This window comes from Neisseria sp. P0022.S010, assembly GCF_051956635.1.
Genome location: NZ_JBQCXF010000230.1, coordinates 1 through 4,626, shown reverse-complemented (window position 1 = coordinate 4,626; position 4,626 = coordinate 1). Strand labels below are relative to the sequence as shown.

2 protein-coding genes are annotated in these 4,626 nt (G+C 50.4%); both read left to right on the top strand.

Annotation, left to right across the window (positions count from 1 at the left end):
* Positions 1–1,417, top strand: a 1,417-nt coding sequence (locus ACTHUT_RS14270) for an alanine/glycine:cation symporter family protein (RefSeq protein ID WP_440418935.1), incomplete at its 5' end; no start/stop codon positions are given.
* Between the two features lie 269 nt (positions 1,418–1,686).
* Positions 1,687–4,626 (top strand): type II CRISPR RNA-guided endonuclease Cas9 (gene cas9, locus ACTHUT_RS14265; RefSeq protein ID WP_440418934.1); only part of this gene is annotated, 2,940 nt, incomplete at its 3' end.

Below are 4,626 nucleotides of genomic sequence, written 5' to 3'. Positions count from 1 at the left end.
ATTTTTCGAACAGCTTCACGGCCGGGTAAACGCCATCAACGACCCAATGTGGTCGGGGTTGTTATATATGCTTTTAGGCGCAGGCCTCTTTTTCACCGTTACCACCGGTTTTGTACAATTCCGCCTCTTCGGCCGCAGTATCAAAGAAATGTTGGGTGGCCGCAAACAAGGTGATGATCCGCACGGAATTACACCGTTCCAAGCATTCGTTACCGGCTTGGCCAGCCGCGTAGGCGTGGGCAACATCGCCGGCGTGGCGATTGCCATCAAACTCGGCGGACCGGGCGCGGTGTTCTGGATGTGGGTAACCGCCTTAATCGGCATGAGTTCGGCGTTTGTCGAATCTTCACTGGCTCAACTCTTTAAAATCCGGGACTACGACAACCACCACTTCCGCGGCGGCCCTGCCTACTACATCACTCAAGGCCTGGGACAAAAATGGCTGGGCGTTTTATTCGCCCTGAGTCTAATTTTCTGTTTCGGCTTTGTATTTGAAGCCGTACAGACCAATACCATCGCCGATACCACCAAAGCGGCATGGGGCTGGGATCAACACTATGTCGGCGTCGCTCTGGTCATTCTGACTGCCCCGATTATCTTCGGCGGTATCCGCCGCGTATCTAAAGCCGCGGAAATCATCGTCCCGCTGATGGCGGTTTTATATCTCGTCATAGCACTCTTCATCATTGTTACCAATATTTCCCTGATTCCTGAAGTGTTCGGTCAGATTTTTTCCAACGCGTTCAATTTCGATTCGGCTGCAGGCGGTTTCCTCGGCGGTCTGATTTCGACCACCATGATGCAGGGTATCAAACGCGGCCTGTATTCCAATGAAGCGGGTATGGGTTCCGCGCCGAACGCCGCAGCCGCAGCCGAAGTGAAGCACCCCGTCTCCCAAGGCATGATTCAAATGCTGGGCGTTTTCGTCGATACCATCATCGTCTGCTCATGCACCGCCTTTATCGTCTTGACCTATCAACAGCCTTACGGAGACCTGAGCGGTGCGGCGCTGACCCAAGCGGCAATCGTCAGCCAGGTAGGCGAATGGGGCGCAGGCTTCCTTGCCGTCATCCTATTTATGTTTGCCTTTTCAACCGTTATCGGCAACTATGCCTATGCCGAGTCCAACGTCCAATTCATCAAGAGCCATTGGCTGGTTACCGCCATTTTCCGTATGCTGGTTTTGGCATGGGTCTACTTCGGCGCAGTTGCCAACGTACCCTTGGTATGGGATATGGCAGACATGGCCATGGGCATCATGGCATGGATTAACCTCGTCGCCATCCTACTCCTGTCCCCACTTGCCTTCCTGCTGTTGAAAGACTACACAGCCAAGCTGAAAATGGGCAAAGACCCAGAGTTCAAACTCTCTGAACACCCAGGCTTGAAACGCAAAATCAAATCCGATATCTGGTAACACCAAAGGCCGTCTGAAATTTCAGACGGCCTTTTTAATCCCTGCCATTTAGACAAAACGATGCCCCTTAAAGCCGAAGCCTTAAGGGGCAGAGCGTTGCGGCACATCTTTTCAGACGGCCTTATTGTAGCAACGTTTCTCATTTCGCAGTGCAACAATATGTCCAAATTCTAATTCCAAATCGGCACCCAGTCAAGCATTTCATTTGCATGGTAATACTTACCTAGGATATATTTATACTTACTAAACATCATATTACGGAGAAACTGATGGCTGCATTCAAACCCAATCCAATCAACTACATCCTCGGCCTCGATATCGGCATCGCATCCGTCGGCTGGGCGATGGTAGAAATTGACGAAGAAGAAAACCCCATCCGCCTGATTGATTTGGGCGTGCGCGTATTTGAGCGTGCAGAAGTACCGAAAACAGGCGACTCTCTCGCAGCGGCAAGACGCTTGGCACGCAGCGTCCGCCGCCTGACCCGCCGTCGCGCCCACCGCCTGCTTCGGGCCCGTCGCCTATTGAAACGCGAGGGCGTATTACAGGCTGCCGATTTTGATGAAAACGGCTTGATTAAATCCTTACCGAATACACCATGGCAACTTCGCGCAGCCGCATTAGACCGCAAACTGACGCCTTTAGAGTGGTCGGCAGTCTTGTTGCATTTAATCAAACACCGCGGCTATTTGTCGCAACGGAAAAATGAAGGCGAAACTGCCGACAAGGAGCTTGGTGCTTTGCTTAAAGGCGTAGCCGACAATGCCCATGCCTTACAGACAGGCGATTTCCGCACACCGGCTGAATTGGCTGTAAATAAATTTGAGAAAGAAAGCGGCCATATCCGCAACCAGCGCGGCGATTATTCGCATACGTTCAGCCGCAAAGATTTGCAGGCAGAGCTAGTTTTGCTGTTTGAAAAACAAAAAGAATTTGGCAATCCGCATATTTCAGACGGCCTTAAAGAAGGTATTGAAACCCTGCTGATGGCGCAACGCTCTGCCCTGTCTGGCGATGCTGTTCAAAAAATGTTGGGGTATTGCACCTTTGAGCCGACAGAGCCGAAAGCCGCTAAAAACACCTATACCGCCGAACGTTTCATCTGGCTGACCAAGCTGAACAACCTGCGTATTTTAGAGCAAGGCAGCGAGCGTCCGCTGACTGATACCGAACGTGCCACGCTTATAGATATGCCTTATAAAAATAAGCTAACTTATGCAAAAGCACGAGAACTGCTGGGATTGGACGATACGGCATTTTTCAAAGGTTTGCGTTACGGCAAAGACAATGCCGAATCGGCAACGCTGATGGAAATGAAGGCTTACCACGCCATCCGCCGTGCGCTGGAAAAAGAAGGTTTGAAAGACAAAAAATCTCCGTTGAGCCTTTCCCCCGAATTGCAGGATGAAATCGGTACGGCATTCTCCCTGTTTAAAACAGATGAGGATATTACAGGTCGTCTGAAAGGCTGCTTGCAACCTGAAATCTTGGATGCACTGTTGAAACACATCAGCTTCGACAAGTTCGTTCAAATTTCTTTGAAAGCGTTGCGCCGAATCGTGCCGCTGATGGAACAAGGCAAACGTTACGATGAAGCCTGCGCTGAAACCTACGGGGATCATTATGGCGAGAAAAATTCGGAGGAAATGCTTTATCTGCCGCCGATTCCCGCCGACGAAATCCGCAACCCCGTCGTCTTGCGCGCCTTATCTCAAGCACGGAAAGTCATTAACAGCGTGGTTCGGCGTTACGGCTCCCCTGCCCGTATCCATATTGAAACAGCAAGGGAAGTAGGAAAATCGTTTAAAGACCGCAAAGAAATCGAAAAACGCCAAGAAGAAAACCGTAAAGACCGTGAAAAAGCCGCCGCCGAATTCCGAGAGTATTTCCCCAATTTTGTCGGCGAACCCAAATCCAAAGATATTCTGAAACTGCGCCTGTACGAGCAACAACACGGCAAATGCCTGTATTCGGGCAAAGAAATCAACTTAGGCCGTCTGAACGAAAAAGGCTATGTCGAAATCGACCATGCCCTGCCGTTCTCGCGCACATGGGACGACAGTTTCAACAATAAAGTGCTGGTATTGGGCAGCGAAAACCAAAACAAAGGCAACCAAACCCCTTACGAATACTTCAACGGCAAAGACAACAGCCGCGAATGGCAGGAATTTAAAGCGCGTGTCGAAACCAGCCGTTTCCCACGCAGTAAAAAACAACGGATTCTGCTGCAAAAATTCGATGAAGATGGCTTTAAAGAACGCAATCTGAACGATACGCGCTACGTCAACCGTTTCCTGTGCCAATTCGTTGCCGACCATATGCTGCTGACAGGTAAAGGGAAAAGACGTGTCTTTGCATCCAACGGACAAATTACCAATCTGTTGCGCGGCTTTTGGGGATTGCGCAAAGTGCGTGCGGAAAACGACCGCCATCACGCCTTGGACGCCGTCGTCGTTGCCTGCTCGACCGTTGCCATGCAGCAGAAAATTACCCGTTTTGTACGCTATAAAGAGATGAACGCGTTTGACGGCAAAACCATAGATAAAGAAACAGGAGAAGTGCTGCATCAAAAAGCACACTTCCCGCAACCTTGGGAATTTTTCGCACAAGAAGTCATGATTCGCGTCTTCGGCAAACCGGACGGCAAATCCGAATTTGAAGAAGCGGATACCCCCGAAAAACTGCGTACCCTGCTCGCAGAAAAATTATCTTCTCGCCCCGAAGCCGTGCACGAATACGTTACGCCACTGTTTGTTTCACGCGCGCCCAATCGGAAGATGAGCGGGCAAGGCCATATGGAGACCGTCAAATCCGCCAAACGACTGGACGAAGGCATCAGCGTGTTGCGCGTACCGCTGACACAATTAAAACTGAAAGACTTGGAAAAAATGGTCAATCGGGAGCGCGAACCTAAGCTATGCGAAGGACTGAAAGCACGTTTGGAAGCACATAAAGACGATCCTACCAAAGCCTTTGCCGAGCCGTTTTACAAATACGATAAAGCAGGCAACCGCACCCAACAGGTAAAAGCCGTACGTGTAGAGCAAGTACAGAAAACCGGCGTATGGGTGCGCAACCATAACGGTATTGCCGACAATGCAACCATGGTGCGCGTAGATGTGTTTGAGAAAGGCGGCAAGTATTATCTGGTTCCGATTTACAGTTGGCAGGTAGCGAAAGGGATTTTGCCGGATAGGGCTATTATCGCT